Below are 14,908 nucleotides of genomic sequence, written 5' to 3'. Positions count from 1 at the left end.
CATGCCGGCACTGGATACCCAAACCAAAGTTGCCGTCATCGGCGCCGGAGCCATGGGCTCTGGTATTGCCCAGGTGGCTGCACAGGCTGGCCATCAGGTTTATCTGCACGACCAGAGGGATGGCGCGGCGGAAGCCGGCCGTGACGGTATTGCCAAGCAGCTCCAGCGCCGTGTCGACAAGGGCAAGATGCAGCAGCAAGAGCTGGACGCGGTTACTGGCCGGATTCACCCGGTCGCGAATCTGGAGGACGTCGCCGAAGCCGGGCTGGTGGTCGAGGCCATCATCGAGGACCTACCGATCAAACGTCAGCTTCTGGCGAACCTCGAGAACCTGTGTGCCGGGGATGCGATCCTAGCCACCAATACCTCCTCCATCTCTGTGACTGCCCTCGGCGCTGAAATGAACAAGCCCGAGCGCCTGGTGGGCATGCACTTCTTCAACCCGGCGCCCCTCATGGCCCTGGTAGAAGTGGTCATGGGGCTGGCGACAAGCCAGGCCGTCGCCGATACCGTTCATGCCACGGCATCCGCCTGGGGCAAGAAACCGGTCTACGCGACCTCGACTCCCGGCTTTATCGTCAACCGCGTGGCCCGTCCGTTTTACGCGGAAAGCCTGCGCCTGCTGCAGGAACAGGCCACTGACGCCGCCACGCTGGATGCCATCATCCGCGAAGCCGGCCAGTTCCGGATGGGTGCCTTTGAGCTGACCGACCTGATCGGCCACGACGTCAACTACGCCGTGACCAACTCGGTCTTCAATTCCTATTACCAGGACCCGCGCTTTCTGCCGTCGCTGATCCAGAAAGAACTGGTGGAAGCGGGTCGCCTGGGGCGCAAGAGCGGCCAGGGTTTCTACCCCTATGGCGAGGGCGCTGAAAAGCCTCAGCCACAGACCGAGCCGGCTCATCAATCGGATGAGACCGTGGTCATTGCCGAAGGCGCCCCCGGCGCGGCCGCCCCGCTGCTGGATCGACTGAAAGCCGCCGGCCTCACCGTTATCGAGCGCGCCGGTCCCGGCCAGATCCGTTTTGGAAACGCTGTACTGGCGCTCACTGACGGCCGGATGGCTACCGAACGTGCCGCCAGCGATGGCATCGCCAATCTGGTGCTGTTTGACCTGGCCTTTGACTACAGCAAAGCCTCCAGGCTTGCCCTGGCGCCAGCCGATCAGGCGTCCGGGGCGGCGGTTTCCTGTGCCTGTGCTTTACTGCAGAAAGCGGGTATTGAAGTCAGTCTGGTCGCGGACCGCCCCGGACTGGTAATCATGCGCACCGTAGCCATGCTGGCCAACGAAGCCGCCGATGCGGCGTTGCACGGTGTAGCGACCATCGCGGATATCGACCTGGCCATGAAGGCCGGCCTGAACTATCCCGACGGCCCGCTGAGCTGGAGCGACCGCCTTGGCGCCGGTCAGGTGTTCAAGGTGCTCACCAACATCCAGAACAGCTACGCAGAAGACCGCTATCGCCCTGCCCTGCTGCTCCGGAAGAATGCATTTGCACAGAAGGGGTTTTATTCATGAGCGAGATGGATCCACAAGTGCTCGCCGAGGAATGCGCCAAGGCCATGTTCGCACGGGATCGTGCCAGCCAGAATCTGGGTATGAACATTGAATCTGTCGCCCCCGGCAAAGCAGTACTCACCATGACGGTGACCGGCAACATGATCCAGGGCCACGGCTCTTGCCATGGCGGCTACCTGTTCACCCTGGCCGATTCCGCGTTTGCCTTTGCCTGCAACAGCTACGACCGGGCCACTGTCGCCTCGGGTTGCAGCATTGACTATATGAACGGCGCCAAAGAAGGCGACCGACTGACTGCAACTGCCGAAGAGCAGGCCCGTGGCCGGCGAACCGGTATCTACGACATCACATTAACCAACCAGGACGGCCACAAGGTTGCCCTGTTCCGGGGCCGTTCCTACGAGGTTCGTGGCACCGTACGCAATTCGGAGGAAACTGCATGAGCACCGACAATACCCTTAAAGACGCCTACATCGTCGATGCCATCCGCACCCCCATCGGTCGATACGGTGGTGCTCTGGCCGCCGTGCGTGCGGATGACCTGGGCGCCATCCCCATCAAGGCGCTGACCGAACGACACCCGGATCTGGACTGGTCAAAAATTGATGACGTTCTCTATGGCTGCGCTAACCAGGCCGGCGAGGACAACCGTGACGTTGCCCGCATGTCCCTGCTGTTGGCAGGCCTGCCGGTAGACGTGCCGGGCAGCACCATCAACCGCCTGTGCGGCTCCGGAATGGATGCCGTGGGCAGTGCAGCCCGGGCAATCCGTACCGGGGAAACCCAGTTGATGATTGCCGGCGGCGTCGAATCCATGTCACGAGCTCCGTTTGTGATGGGCAAGGCCGAATCGGCGTTCAGCCGCAAGGCGGAGATTTTTGACACGACCATCGGCTGGCGCTTTGTAAACCCGGTGCTGAAAAAGCAGTACGGAATCGATTCCATGCCCGAGACCGCCGAGAACGTTGCGGCCGATTTCGGCATTTCCCGGGAAGACCAGGACGCGTTCGCCCTGCGCAGCCAACAGCGCACCGCTGCTGCACAGAAAGAAGGTCGACTGGCCACCGAAATTACCCCCGTGACCATCCCGCGCCGCAAACAGGAACCGCTGGTGGTGGACACCGACGAGCACCCCCGGGAAACCAGCCTCGAAAAACTGGCCACGTTGCCAACGCCATTCCGCGAAAACGGCACCGTGACCGCAGGCAATGCCTCCGGCGTCAACGATGGCGCCTGCGCTGTTCTCCTGGCCGGGGCCGATGCCGTCAAGCAATACAATCTCAAACCCCGCGCCCGCATTGTTGCCATGGCAACCGCCGGCGTTGAACCAAGGATCATGGGCTTCGGTCCCGCCCCGGCCACCCGCAAGGTGCTGGCAACCGCGGGCCTGGAACTGGCCGATATGGATGTGATTGAGCTGAACGAAGCTTTCGCAGCCCAGGCCCTGGCGGTCACTCGCGACCTCGGTCTGCCGGATGATGCTGAGCACGTTAACCCGAACGGTGGCGCCATTGCCCTTGGCCACCCCCTCGGTATGAGCGGAGCCCGGTTGGTGACCACCGCTCTGAACGAACTTGAACGCCGCCACGCTGCGGGCCAGAAAGCCCGGTACGCCCTGTGCACCATGTGCATCGGCGTAGGCCAGGGTATTGCGCTGATTATTGAGCGGACGGACTCGGTCGCCTGAGGCCGCCGACCGGACCAGAGACCATTATTCGACAAGAACAACGCGGGACAGACTCATGACCTTACCATTGCAAAAACTTGGCAAACTTGACCGCATGGAGACAGCCAGCATCGACGAGCTGCGCCACGAACAACTGCAGCGCCTGCGCTGGAGCGTCGTCCATGCCTACACCAACGTGCCGTTCTACCGGAAGGCGTTTGACGATATCGGCCTCAAGCCGATGGACATCAGTTCCCTCGATGATCTCGCCAAGGTGCCGTTTACCACCAAGGCGAATCTGCGCGATAACTACCCGTTCGGCATGTTTGCCACGCCCATGTCCGACGTGGTCCGCGTGCATGCTTCCAGCGGTACAACAGGCAAGCCCACCGTCGTCGGCTATACTCAGAGCGATATCAACACCTGGGCCGACATAGTGGCACGCTCTATTCGGGCAGGCGGCGGCTCCCGCGGAGACAAGGTTCATGTAGCCTACGGCTACGGCCTGTTCACCGGCGGCCTTGGCGCCCACTATGGTGCCGAGCGGCTCGGGTGCACCGTCATTCCGATGTCAGGTGGCCAGACCGAAAAACAGGTCCAGTTGATCCAGGACTTCGAGCCGGACATCATCATGGTGACGCCCTCCTACATGCTGAACATTGCTGACGAGATGGACCGCCAGGGAATTGACCCTCATAAGCTGCCGTTGCGGCTGGGCATCTTCGGGGCGGAACCCTGGACCAACGCCATGCGTACCGAGATTGAAGAACGGCTTGGCATCCAGGCCCTCGATATCTACGGCCTGTCCGAAGTCATGGGCCCCGGCGTTGGCATGGAATGCGTTGAAACCAAGGATGGCCCGACCATCTGGGAAGACCATTTCTATCCGGAAATCATCAATCCGGAAACCGGCGAAGTCCTGCCTGATGGTGAATACGGTGAACTGGTATTCACGTCGCTGACCAAGGTGGCCCTGCCGATTCTGCGCTACCGCACCCGTGATCTCACTCGCCTGCTGCCGGGTACCGCGCGCCCCATGCGCCGTATCGACAAGATTACCGGCCGCAGCGACGACATGCTGATCATCCGTGGCGTGAACGTGTTCCCGAGCCAGATTGAGGAACAGGTACTGAAGTGCGAGGCCCTGGCGCCGCACTATGAGATCGAGGTGTACAAGCAGGGCAACCTGGACTGCGTGGACATCCGGACCGAGCTGAAACCTGGCGCAACGGACACCACCGAAAGTCGTGCCGCGGCAGCGAAGGAACTGGCCCACCACATCAAGTCCTACATTGGCATCAGCACCCGTGTCGAGGTTGTGGAAGCCAATCGCCTGGCCCGTTCCGAAGGTAAGGCCAAGCGTGTGTTTGACCGCCGCAAACAATAGATCTGCACGATTTTCAGGGGGCGACCCGCAATGCTTGCGACGCCCCCGGACCGCTACTCGCCCTAACGACGCCGATTTATTTTCACTTTTCGAACAGCGATCTCGATAGCCATTATTCACGTATCATGTTTTTTATCTTTTATATCAGTTACGTATCCGATATCAAGCAATACTTGAGATATGACATGACACACAAAGACTATTCTTGATATTTATTCAGTATCATATAGTATGGAGTTATTCGCCCTCATTTATTAACCGAGGGTGCCAGTGTTCACGGAGCTAGAGAACAACAAGCCCGACCCGGAGGTATTCTATGTACGCCCAGCTCGTTGAAACCGGCGCCAAGCGCCTGAAGACCCTGGAAGAGATGTCGCCCGAAGAGCGCGATTTTCAGGAAAAGGTCGACGCCGAAACCAAGATCGAACCCAAGAACTGGATGCCTGAAGGCTACCGCAAGACGCTGGTTCGCCAGATCTCCCAGCACGCCCATTCCGAAGTGGTCGGCATGCTGCCGGAAGGCAACTGGGTTACCCGTGCGCCCACACTCAAGCGCAAGCTTCAGCTGATGGCCAAGATTCAGGACGAAGCAGGCCATGGCCTGTATCTCTACAGCGCCATGGAAACCCTCGGTGCAGACCGCGATGAAGAGATCGAAAAGCTGCATCAGGGCAAAGCCAAGTACTCCAGCATCTTCAACTATCCGACTCTTAACTGGGCCGATATGGGTGCAGTGGGCTGGCTGGTGGATGGCGCTGCGATCGTGAACCAGGTGGTGCTGCAGCGTACCTCTTATGGCCCCTACTCCCGCGCCATGGTCCGCATCTGTAAGGAAGAGAGTTTCCACCAGCGCCAGGGTTACCAGATCCTGCTGGACATGATGCGTGAAGGCACCGAAGAGCAGAAAGCCATGGTGCAGGACGCCATCAACCGCCTGTGGTGGCCCGCCCTGATGATGTTCGGCCCGCACGACGACGAGTCGCCGAACTCACAGCAGTCCCTGGCCTGGAAGATCAAACGCAAGAGCAACGACGAACTGCGTCAGATGTTCATTGATCAGACTGTTCCCCAGCTCGAGTTTTTGGGGTGCACCGCGCCGGACCCGGATCTGAAGTGGAACGAAGAAACCGGCCATTACGATTTCGGTGAAATCAACTGGCAGGAATTCTACGACGTTCTCAAGGGCAACGGCCCCTGCAACCGCGAGCGCATCAACACTCGCAAGAAGGCTATTGACGAAGGCGGCTGGGTCCGCGAAGCGGCCGTCGCCTATGCCAAAAAACAAAAACAGCGCGCGCAAGCCGCCTGATACCGGAGGAATACAACATGTCTGAATGGCGCCTTTACGAAGTTTTTGTACGTTCCAAGCACGGCCTGAACCACAAACATGTGGGCAGCGTGCACGCCTCTGACGCCGAGATGGCCATGGAGAATGCCCGTGACCTGTACACACGCCGCAGTGAGGGCGTGAGCATCTGGGTGGTCCCCTCCGACACCATCACGGCCTCCGCGTCCGACGAGAAAGAAGTCCTTTTCGACCCCTCGGAAGACAAGATTTACCGGCACGCTTCTTTTTACGAGCTGCCCGATGAAGTCGGACACATGTAAGGAGCGGATCCAATGACACATGCAGAAGCATTAAAGGAATACCTGCTGCGCCTTGCAGACTCCGACATGATCCTGGGCCAGCGGCTCTGTGAGTTGTGCGGCAAGGCCCCGGCACTTGAAGAAGAAATGGCACTGATGAACGTGGCCCTCGACCTCGTCGGCCAGGCCCGCAACTGGTACGAGTATGCCGCCGAGCTGATCGATGACGGCCGCGATGCCGACAAGCTGGCGTTCCGCCGTGATGCGCATAATTACCGTAACCTGCTGCTGACAGAGCAGCCCAATGAAGATTATGCGGTCACCATGGGCCGGCAGTTTTTCTTCGACGTGTGGCATTACTTCACACTCAAGGACCTTGCCGGATCAGGCGATGAGCGTATTGCGGGCATCGCCGCCAAGGCCCTGAAAGAGGTCACCTATCACCTGCGACGCTCCTCCGAGTGGGTCAAGCGCCTGGGTGATGGCACCGAAGAGAGCCACCAACGCATGCAGGATGCGGTGGATATCCTCTGGCGCTTTACCGGCGAACTGATCACTCCGGATGACACTGATCGTGTGCTGGCCGAGGCGGGCATTGGCCCGGACCCCGACCAGCTCGCCGCGGACTGGCGCGGTATGGTCAACGAGGTGCTTACCCAGGCCACCCTGACCCCGGGCGCCGAAGATGCCTGGATGTATATGGGCGGCAAGCACGGCGAGCACACCGAACACCTGGGATTCATTCTGGCGGAAATGCAGTTCCTGCAGAGGGCCTACCCCGATGCCACAACATGGTGAGTCAGACCACAGGTCAGCCGTCGATATCCTGATTGCCAGTGATCGGGTGCCGGCAAACGCCCGCCCCGATCTGCTGACAGAGGACGACATCTGGGCACTGCTTGAAGAGGTCAAAGACCCTGAAGTGCCGGCAGTCAGTGTCGTGGAGCTCGGCATTATCCGGGCCGTTCACTGGGACGGCAAAGAGCTGTCCATTGATGTAACCCCGACCTACTCCGGCTGCCCGGCTACCGAGTTGATTGAGGAGCTGATTTCCGAAGCCATGCGCGCCGCAGGCTTCCGGGCTCCGAAAATCAACCAGGTGCTGACGCCTGCCTGGACCACCGACTGGATCACAGCCGAAGGCAAAGAGAAACTTCGGGCATTCGGGATTGCTCCGCCTGAGGGCAGCTCCAGCAAGATGAGCCTGCTGGGGGAGCCGGAAGTCATTGCCTGCCCCCACTGTGGTAGCAAGGATACCGAGCGGGTCAGCGAATTCGGATCCACTGCCTGCAAAGCCCTTTATCGTTGCACGGAATGCCTCGAGCCCTTCGACTATTTCAAATGCATCTAGAGCCGATACGACCATGAACAAATTCTACTCACTGACCCTCAAAGAGGTCAGACCTGAAACAAGAAACGCGGTATCACTTGCTTTTGACCTGCCGGAAGATCTGGTAGACAAGTTCAGCTACAAGCAGGGCCAACACCTGATTGTCAGAACGCAAATGGACGGCGAAGAAGTACGTCGCTCCTATTCGATCTGCCGTAGCGTCAATGATCAGGAGTTGCGCATCGCGGTCAAACGGGTTGCCGGTGGTCGTTTCTCCACATTTGCCAATGAGCAGCTGAAGCCAGGCCAGACGCTGGAAGTCATGCCACCCCAGGGCCATTTCTCCATCGACCTGGATCCCGAGCGGGAAGGCAACTATCTGGCCGTCGCCGCGGGCAGTGGCATCACCCCGATACTGTCGATCGTCAAGACCACCCTGGAAACCGAGCCCAAGAGCGAGGTCACGTTGTTCTATGGCAACAAGGCCACCAGCAGCACCATGTTCAGGGATGAGCTCCAGGACCTGAAGAACGAATACATGGCCCGCCTGAACCTGGTTTATATCTTCACCCGTGAAGAGCAAGACATTGACCTTTACAACGGACGGATTGATCACGACAAATGCGACGCCCTGTTCGATCACTGGATCAACGCCAAGGATCTTACCGCCGCTTTCATCTGCGGTCCTCAACTGATGACAGAGGACGTACGGGACTCGCTGCTTCGCCATGGCATGGACAAAAGCAGGATTCATTTCGAGCTGTTTACGCCGGTCGGTGGCGCCCCCCAGCCCCGGAAAGACAGGGATCCCTCTCATGTCGACCCCCAGTCCGTCAGTGAAGTAACGGTTATTGCCGATGGCCGGTCCCTGACTTTCCCGCTGGTTCGCGACACCAAGAGCATTCTGGATGCCGGCAACGAGGAAGGGGCGGATCTGCCTTATTCGTGCAAGGCCGGCGTCTGTTCTACCTGCCGCGCCAAGGTGGTTGAAGGTGAGGTGGAAATGGACCAGAACTTTGCCCTGGAGGATTACGAAGTGGAAGCCGGCTACGTACTTTCCTGCCAGTGCTACCCGGTCAGCGACAAGGTGGTTCTGGATTACGACGAGATGTAATTCCACCCCCACCAGAGAGCGACACGAACAAGGCAAGCCCTGCCCAAACAGGGCTTGCCTTGGCGTTTCAGATACAAATGGAGTTTCCCATGTCAGTCCTGAAAAGTTTCATTGCCGGCCAGTGGGTCGGTGAAAAGCCAGCCAAAGCCCTCCCCAGTGCCATCAACGGCGAGATCGTGGCACACACCCACGACGATACCCTCGATTTCAGGAACGCTGTTGAGTACGGCCGCAAGGTAGGCGGTCAAAACCTGATGGCGATGGATTTCCAGGAGCGCGCCCTGGCCCTGAAGGCCATGGCCCTGCATCTTCAGGAGCACAAGAAAGAGCTGTACGCCCTGTCGATGCATACCGGTTCTACCAAGGGCGATAACGGCATTGATATTGATGGCGGCTTCGGCACCCTGTTCTCCTACGCCAGCATGGGCCGCCGCGAACTGCCCTCCGGCAACGTGGTGCACGAAGGACCAGTGACGCCTCTGGGCAAGAACAACCACTTTGCCGGCACCCATATCCTGGTACCTCGGGGCGGCGTGGCAGTTCACATTGACGCTTACAACTTCCCGGTGTGGGGCATGCTCGAGAAGTTTGCGCCTACCTTCCTGGCGGGCATGCCTTCCATTGTGAAGCCGGCCACCTCGACGTGCTACGTCACCGAGCTGGCCGTCCGCCTGATGCAGGAATCCGGCGCGCTGCCCGAAGGCAGCCTGCAGTTGATCATCGGTAGCACCGGCGACCTTTTCGATCATCTGGAAGAGCAGGACGTGGTGACCTTCACCGGTTCCGCAACCACCGCTCGCAAACTCAAGAATCACCCGAACATTATTAACCGGTCAATCCCGTTCAATGCCGAGGCGGATTCACTCAACAGCGCCATTCTGGCGCCAGACGTGACCCCGGAGCACGAAGAGTTCGATATCTTCGTGAAGGAAGTGGGCCGCGAGATGACCGCCAAGGCTGGTCAGAAATGTACCGCTATCCGCCGCGTCCTGGTACCCAAAGGCCAGGTAGATGCGGTCTGCGACAAACTCAAAGAGCGGTTGTCAAAAGTCACCATCGGCGATCCCGCCGTGGAAGGCGTTCGCATGGGCGCGCTGGCGTCTGTCGACCAGCTTGAAGACGTCAAAGCCAACATCCAGAAACTTCTGGAAACCAGCGAACTGATCATCGGTGGCGACGGCAACTTCAAGGCCACCGGCGATGGCACTGACAAAGGCGCGTTCATTGAGCCGCACGTGTTGTTGTGCCGGAATCCGGAAAACGGCTGTGGTGCCCACGATATCGAGGCATTCGGCCCGGTTGCCACGGTGATTCCCTACGACACCGTTGAAGATGCCGTTGAGCTTTGCTCAAAAGGCCGCGGCTCACTGGTCACCACCCTGACCACCCGGGACCCTGCCATTGCCGGCAGGATTGCACCACTGCTCGCCGCTTTCCATGGCCGCCTGCACCTGCTGGATGCTGAAGCCGCGAAGGAATCCACCGGTCACGGTTCCCCCCTGCCGATGCTCAAGCATGGCGGCCCCGGCCGCGCCGGTGGTGGTGAGGAACTGGGCGGCATCCGTGCGGTTCACCACTACCTCCAGCGCACCGCGATCCAGGGCTCCCCGAGCATGCTGGCAGCGGTTACCCGCGAGTATGTACGTGGTGCCGATCTGATTGAAACCGGAGTGCACCCCTTCCGTCGCCATTTCGAGGACCTGCAGATCAACGAATCGCTGCTGACCCACCGGCGCACGGTCACCGAGGCGGACATCGTCAACTTTGGCTGCCTGTCCGGCGACCACTTCTACATGCATTTCGATGAAATTGCGGCGCGGGACTCCCAGTTCGGCAAGCGCATCGCCCATGGCTACTTCGTGCTGTCAGCTGCGGCCGGGCTGTTTGTCGACCCGGGCGAGGGCCCGGTTCTGGCGAACTACGGTCTGGATACCCTGCGCTTTATCGAGCCGGTAGCGCCGGGCGACACCATCCGGGCGCGGCTGACCTGCAAACGCAAGATCGATCAGGGCCGCACATCCCCGGACGGGCACCCGCAAGGTGTCGTGGTCTGGGATGTTCAGGTTCACAACCAGAATGACGAGCTGGTTGCGAGCTACGACATCCTGACACTGGTTGCCAAAAAGCCCGAATAACAATCGGGCGAACCTGCTTTCTCCCTGTTCTGGACCCCAGGGAGAAAGTCACAGGCAAATAAAAGGGGGACAGGTCGCAAGACCTGTCCCCCTTTTATCTGTGCTGCAAAAACGTCAGGGAATTACATCCCCAGGTAGGCCTCACGAACCTTCTCATTGCTGAGCAGCTCCCGGCCCGTACCTTCAATCACCACCTTTCCGGTTTCCAGCACATAGCCACGGTCAGCCAGAGCCAGTGCCTGGGAGGCATTCTGTTCCACCAGGAAGATGGTAATGCCCTCTTCTTTGAGCTCCTTGACGATGTTGAAGATCTCTTCGATGATCAACGGCGCCAGGCCCATGCTGGGCTCATCCATCAGTAGCAGTCTCGGCTTGGCCATCAGGGCCCGCCCCATGGCCAGCATCTGCTGCTGACCACCGGACAGCTCACCAGCAAGGTTGTGGCGCTTCTGACGAAGGATGGGGAACTTGGTGTACATGCGCTCCAGATCGTCCATGACTTCAGGTGACCTGCCACGGGTATAGGCGCCCAGCAGAAGGTTGTCCTGGACACTGAGATCCTTGAACACCTGTCGCCCCTCGGGCACCTGTACGATACCATTGGCCACCCGCTGGTCAGCCGTTATCTTCGACAGGTCCTTGCCCTCAAAGGTTATCGCGCCACGGTCTGTAGGCTGTAATCCGGAGATTGTCATCAGCAGCGTGGACTTACCAGCGCCATTGGCCCCCACCAGGGAGACAATCTCCCCACTGTTGATATGGATATCCACATCATGCAGGACCTCTATCTGGCCGTAGGACGTCACAAGCCCCTTGATGGAGAGCATTTCCTGCTTTGCGTGAGGCGCAGTGACCCGGTCTGCGTGTTTCAGCCCCAACCCGCCAAACTTCTCCGGGGTATAACTGACAATCTGGTGGCGCAACTCACGAAACTCTTCTCGCACCCGTTCACCAAACAGCGGGTCGTTTTCCACGTCCCGCGCTTCGATGATCTGCTGCCAGTCTTCCTCGGTAAGCAGCTTCCTGGCCCTGGGGATAACCACGCCTTCTTCCTTGCGGATATGCTTGCGAAGGGCCTCTGTAAAACGTGCCAGGGCGTGACTGAATTCCTCGCGACCTTCGGGCCAGCCTTCTTCACACTGCGCCAGCAGTTGGCGCAACTCCAGAAGTTTTGCATGTCCGATCACATAGCCCTTGGCCAGCTTCTCCAGCAGTGGCGCTGTCTCGGGAGACTTCTCACTGAGTCGCTTATAGAGTTCAATATCCGTGGGGGTACTGTGTACCCGCTGGGAAAAATGCTGGATATAATCAAAGATCGTCGTGAGCAGCCGCTCATCTGGCCGCTGATCATTGACGTTCATATCGCTCAGAAGCTGGTCCAGCAGATCCAGTATCCGCCAGAGCGCCTGGTGTTCGTGAACAATAATTCGGACGGCCTGCTCACTGCGTGACTGGGCAGGCGCCATTTCAGTGTGTTGCTCGCTCATGTGAAATGTCTCCTTGCTCAGCCACCCAGATAGGCGGCAATAACGTCCGGATTCTGACGAATTTCCTCGGGCGTACCCTCGGCCAGAACGCGACCATAGTTAAGCACCAGCAGGCGATCGGATATTCCCATCACCAATTTCATATCGTGCTCGACCAGCATCACAGTCACCCCCTGATCTGCAATTTTCCGGATCAGGTCTTCCAGTGCCGCGGTCTCTGTTGCGTTAAGACCCGCCGCCGGCTCATCCAGCAGAATGACCTTGGGTTCCGCCGCCAGGGCTCTGGCAATCTCCAGGCGCTTGAGGGCTCCATAGGACATTGCGGAAGCCTCCGCCCCCACGTACTCGCCACAGCCCACGTATTCCATAAGTTCAGCAGCGCGCTTGTACGCAGAATCCTCATCCCGGCGCAAGGCCGGCAAGCGGAACAGCGTGGTGAACAGGTTGCTCTTGAGCTGGAGGTGCCGGCCAAGCATCACATTCTCGATGGCGGTCATGTTCATACAGATCTGCATCTGCTGAAACGTCCGGCACATGCCCCGCTCAGCAAGCTCGCTGGGTTCCAGCCTGGCGGTACTCTCACCGTTCAGCAGAATCTCACCCTTGGTGGGAACGTAGAGGCCGGTGATCAGGTTGAACAGCGTGGTTTTTCCGGCACCGTTCGGGCCAATAACAGAATAGACCTGCCCCGCCTCCACGGCGAAGCTGACGCCTTCCACCGCATGAACACCACCAAAGGCCTTGTCCAGCGCTTTTACTTCAACCAGTGCTGTCATGCCTCACCTCCCGCTTTCTTGCGCACTCTTTTGGAAACAACGGCGGTGAGTGTGGGCAACAGGCCCTTGGGCATGAAGATCATCGTCAACATCAGTATCAGGCCGAACATGACTGTTTCGAGTTCCTGGAAGTCCGCCAGCACCTGCGGCAACAGCTTCAGCACGACGGCTCCCAGAATCACACCGAATGTGGACCCCATGCCACCGAGCACCACCATGGTGATAAAGAGAATGGAGAACTCGAAGCTCGCCACCGCCGGCGTGATAAAGCCCTGGAAGTGGGCGTAGAGGCCGCCCATCAGGCTGGCATAAATGGCGGAGATCACGAATACCAGGCTTTTATACTTCGCTGTATTGACCCCGACCACACTGGCCGCCACTTCCGAACCATGCACAGACCGCAAAGCCCGGCCAATGGGAGATTCAATCAGGTTCAGGGCGAACCAGACCGCCACGAGAAGAACAGCACTGGCAAACATATACCAGGCCTGAACACCGGAAATCTCCAATCCGAACAATGAGTAGGCGCCAAATGAACTGAGCTCCCAGCCGAACACCTCAAAAGCCGGAACAGGCATACCGTCGGGGCCGCCGGTAATGGCCCGTTCGTTGTTCAGGATAATGGCAATAATAAAGCCCACTGCAAGGGTTGCCATGGAGAGGTAGTGCCCTTTCAGACGCAGGATCGGGCGCCCGACCACCCAGGCAATAAGACCAACGACGGCAGCACCCACGAGCAACGCCGGCACCGACGGCCAACCATAGGTTCCCGTGGCTATCCCGGTGAAGTAGGCGCCGAGGCCAAAGAACCCGGCGTGCCCAAGGCTGATTTGCCCGGCAAAGCCGACCAGCAGGTTCAGGCCGACAACCGTAGCGGCAATAATGGCTATCTGGGTAGCCAGCTCATAATGAAAGGGGTTGCTGAGAAAAGCCGGCAGAACGGCAAGAATCAATGTAAGAACCATCAGGTCCCGGAGACGCGACTGCATAAATCGATTCAGCATCAGACACGCTCCACAACTTTGGCGCCAAAGAGCCCGCGGGGCATGAAAAAGAGCACCAAAAGAATCATGGAAAACGCGACTGCATCCTTGTAATCGGAGGAAATGTAACCGGCTGCCATGGCTTCAACAATGCCCAGGGCCAGGCCACCGACCACAGCACCCACGCCGCTGCCAAGGCCACCGATAGCCGCCGCAACAAAGCCTTTCAGGCCAAGGATGATACCGATGTCATAGGAGGTGAAGGTGATCGGTGCGACAACAATACCGGCAACCGATCCCAACAGCGCCGACACCATAAACGCCAGCATCAACACCATCTGGGTGCGGATACCCACCAGGCGCGCCGCTTCCTTGTTCATGGAGGTCGCAAGAATCGCTTTGCCAATCAGCGTCTTGGTGAAAAACAACACCAGAGCTACGACCATCACCGCTCCGATACCCAGAACCCAGAGGCTCTGGCTGTTAAGCACTGCACCAAATACCTGAATTGGTTGGTCCGTGCTGAAATTCTGCATCACATGGTATTCCTTGCCCCAGACCACCTGGGCAATACCACGAATAAAGATGGAGGCCCCAATGGTGATGATAATCAGGGTTACCACATCCGCCTGTTTTGCGGGGGCAATGGCCAGGCGCTGAAGGGCAATCCCCAGCACGCCAGCCAGAGTGATGGCCAGCACGACCGCAAGCACCATGGGTACGCCCATGGCCGTGAGCGAAACTGTCGCCATACCTCCGATCATCAGAAATTCGCCCTGGGCGAAGTTGATGACGTGGCTGGCGTTGTAAATCAGGGTGAAACCGAGGGCAATCAGTGCGTAGGTCGCACCGATGGTAACTCCGGTGAACAGGTACTGTAAGAATTCTGCGAGCATAGCGGTGGTTCCGGTCGAACATCGG

The 14,908-nt window shown here is 58.9% G+C and carries 14 protein-coding genes and 1 pseudogene; 10 read left to right on the top strand and 5 right to left on the bottom strand.

Features of this window, described 5'->3' with window-relative positions; all coding sequences use genetic code 11:
* Window position 1 precedes the first annotated feature (1 nt).
* From paaH to paaZ, 10 genes are all read left to right on the top strand, one after another.
* Complete coding sequence (gene paaH, locus ABJM11_RS12485) at window positions 2-1,522, top strand: 3-hydroxyacyl-CoA dehydrogenase PaaH (protein ID WP_348296221.1); 1,521 nt, start codon at window positions 2-4, stop codon at window positions 1,520-1,522.
* Window positions 1,519-1,965: a hydroxyphenylacetyl-CoA thioesterase PaaI gene (gene paaI, locus ABJM11_RS12480; RefSeq protein ID WP_348296220.1), complete on the top strand. Its 447-nt coding sequence runs from the start codon at window positions 1,519-1,521 to the stop codon at window positions 1,963-1,965. Before paaH ends, paaI begins: the two co-directional genes overlap by 4 nt.
* Window positions 1,962-3,209, top strand: coding sequence for a 3-oxoadipyl-CoA thiolase (pcaF, locus tag ABJM11_RS12475; protein WP_348296219.1), 1,248 nt, complete (start codon window positions 1,962-1,964; stop codon window positions 3,207-3,209). Before paaI ends, pcaF begins: the two co-directional genes overlap by 4 nt.
* A gap of 55 nt (window positions 3,210-3,264) precedes the next feature.
* Window positions 3,265-4,575 (top strand): phenylacetate--CoA ligase PaaK, encoded by a 1,311-nt coding sequence (gene paaK / locus ABJM11_RS12470; protein WP_348296218.1) that lies wholly within the window; start codon window positions 3,265-3,267, stop codon window positions 4,573-4,575.
* Window positions 4,576-4,891: 316 nt separating this feature from the next.
* Window positions 4,892-5,884, top strand: coding sequence for a 1,2-phenylacetyl-CoA epoxidase subunit PaaA (paaA, locus tag ABJM11_RS12465; RefSeq protein WP_348296217.1), 993 nt, complete (start codon window positions 4,892-4,894; stop codon window positions 5,882-5,884).
* Window positions 5,885-5,901: 17 nt separating this feature from the next.
* Window positions 5,902-6,183 carry a 1,2-phenylacetyl-CoA epoxidase subunit PaaB gene (gene paaB, locus ABJM11_RS12460; protein ID WP_275709363.1) on the top strand — a complete coding sequence of 94 codons (282 nt, stop codon included), beginning with the start codon at window positions 5,902-5,904 and terminating at the stop codon, window positions 6,181-6,183.
* A 12-nt stretch (window positions 6,184-6,195) separates the two neighbouring features.
* On the top strand, window positions 6,196-6,960 hold the full coding sequence (paaC, locus tag ABJM11_RS12455; protein ID WP_348296216.1) for a 1,2-phenylacetyl-CoA epoxidase subunit PaaC: 765 nt from the start codon (window positions 6,196-6,198) through the stop codon (window positions 6,958-6,960).
* On the top strand, window positions 6,944-7,513 hold the full coding sequence (gene paaD / locus ABJM11_RS12450) for a 1,2-phenylacetyl-CoA epoxidase subunit PaaD (RefSeq protein ID WP_348296215.1): 570 nt from the start codon (window positions 6,944-6,946) through the stop codon (window positions 7,511-7,513). Before paaC ends, paaD begins: the two co-directional genes overlap by 17 nt.
* 13 nt (window positions 7,514-7,526) lie before the next feature.
* Entirely contained in the window at window positions 7,527-8,606 is a 1,080-nt protein-coding gene (gene paaE, locus ABJM11_RS12445) for a 1,2-phenylacetyl-CoA epoxidase subunit PaaE (protein WP_348296214.1), read from the top strand.
* An 89-nt stretch (window positions 8,607-8,695) separates the two neighbouring features.
* Window positions 8,696-10,741: a phenylacetic acid degradation bifunctional protein PaaZ gene (gene paaZ, locus ABJM11_RS12440; RefSeq protein ID WP_348296213.1), complete on the top strand. Its 2,046-nt coding sequence runs from the start codon at window positions 8,696-8,698 to the stop codon at window positions 10,739-10,741.
* 122 nt (window positions 10,742-10,863) lie between these two features.
* On the opposite strand, the gene ABJM11_RS12435 is transcribed toward paaZ, so the two are convergent.
* From ABJM11_RS12435 to ABJM11_RS12415, 5 genes and pseudogenes are all read right to left on the bottom strand, one after another.
* The gene (locus ABJM11_RS12435) at window positions 10,864-11,568 is read right to left on the bottom strand and encodes an ABC transporter ATP-binding protein (protein WP_348296521.1); all 705 of its coding nucleotides are present in this window, start codon (window positions 11,566-11,568) and stop codon (window positions 10,864-10,866) included.
* Between the two features lie 210 nt (window positions 11,569-11,778).
* Window positions 11,779-12,207 (bottom strand): annotated as a pseudogene (locus tag ABJM11_RS12430) (hemerythrin domain-containing protein); the annotation flags it as partial.
* A 38-nt stretch (window positions 12,208-12,245) separates the two neighbouring features.
* Window positions 12,246-13,004: an ABC transporter ATP-binding protein gene (locus ABJM11_RS12425; RefSeq protein ID WP_348296212.1), complete on the bottom strand. Its 759-nt coding sequence runs from the start codon at window positions 13,002-13,004 to the stop codon at window positions 12,246-12,248.
* Window positions 13,001-14,008 carry a branched-chain amino acid ABC transporter permease gene (locus ABJM11_RS12420; RefSeq protein ID WP_348296211.1) on the bottom strand — a complete coding sequence of 336 codons (1,008 nt, stop codon included), beginning with the start codon at window positions 14,006-14,008 and terminating at the stop codon, window positions 13,001-13,003. The genes ABJM11_RS12425 and ABJM11_RS12420 overlap by 4 nt, the downstream gene beginning before the upstream one ends.
* A complete protein-coding gene (locus ABJM11_RS12415; RefSeq protein WP_348296210.1) occupies window positions 14,008-14,883 on the bottom strand; it encodes a branched-chain amino acid ABC transporter permease in 876 nt (291 codons plus the stop codon). Before ABJM11_RS12415 ends, ABJM11_RS12420 begins: the two co-directional genes overlap by 1 nt.
* Between the last annotated feature and the right edge of the window lie 25 nt (window positions 14,884-14,908).

This window comes from Marinobacter sp. (assembly GCF_039977835.1).
Classification (GTDB): Bacteria; Pseudomonadota; Gammaproteobacteria; order Pseudomonadales; family Oleiphilaceae; genus Marinobacter.
This window is presented reverse-complemented; position numbering and strand designations above follow the sequence as displayed.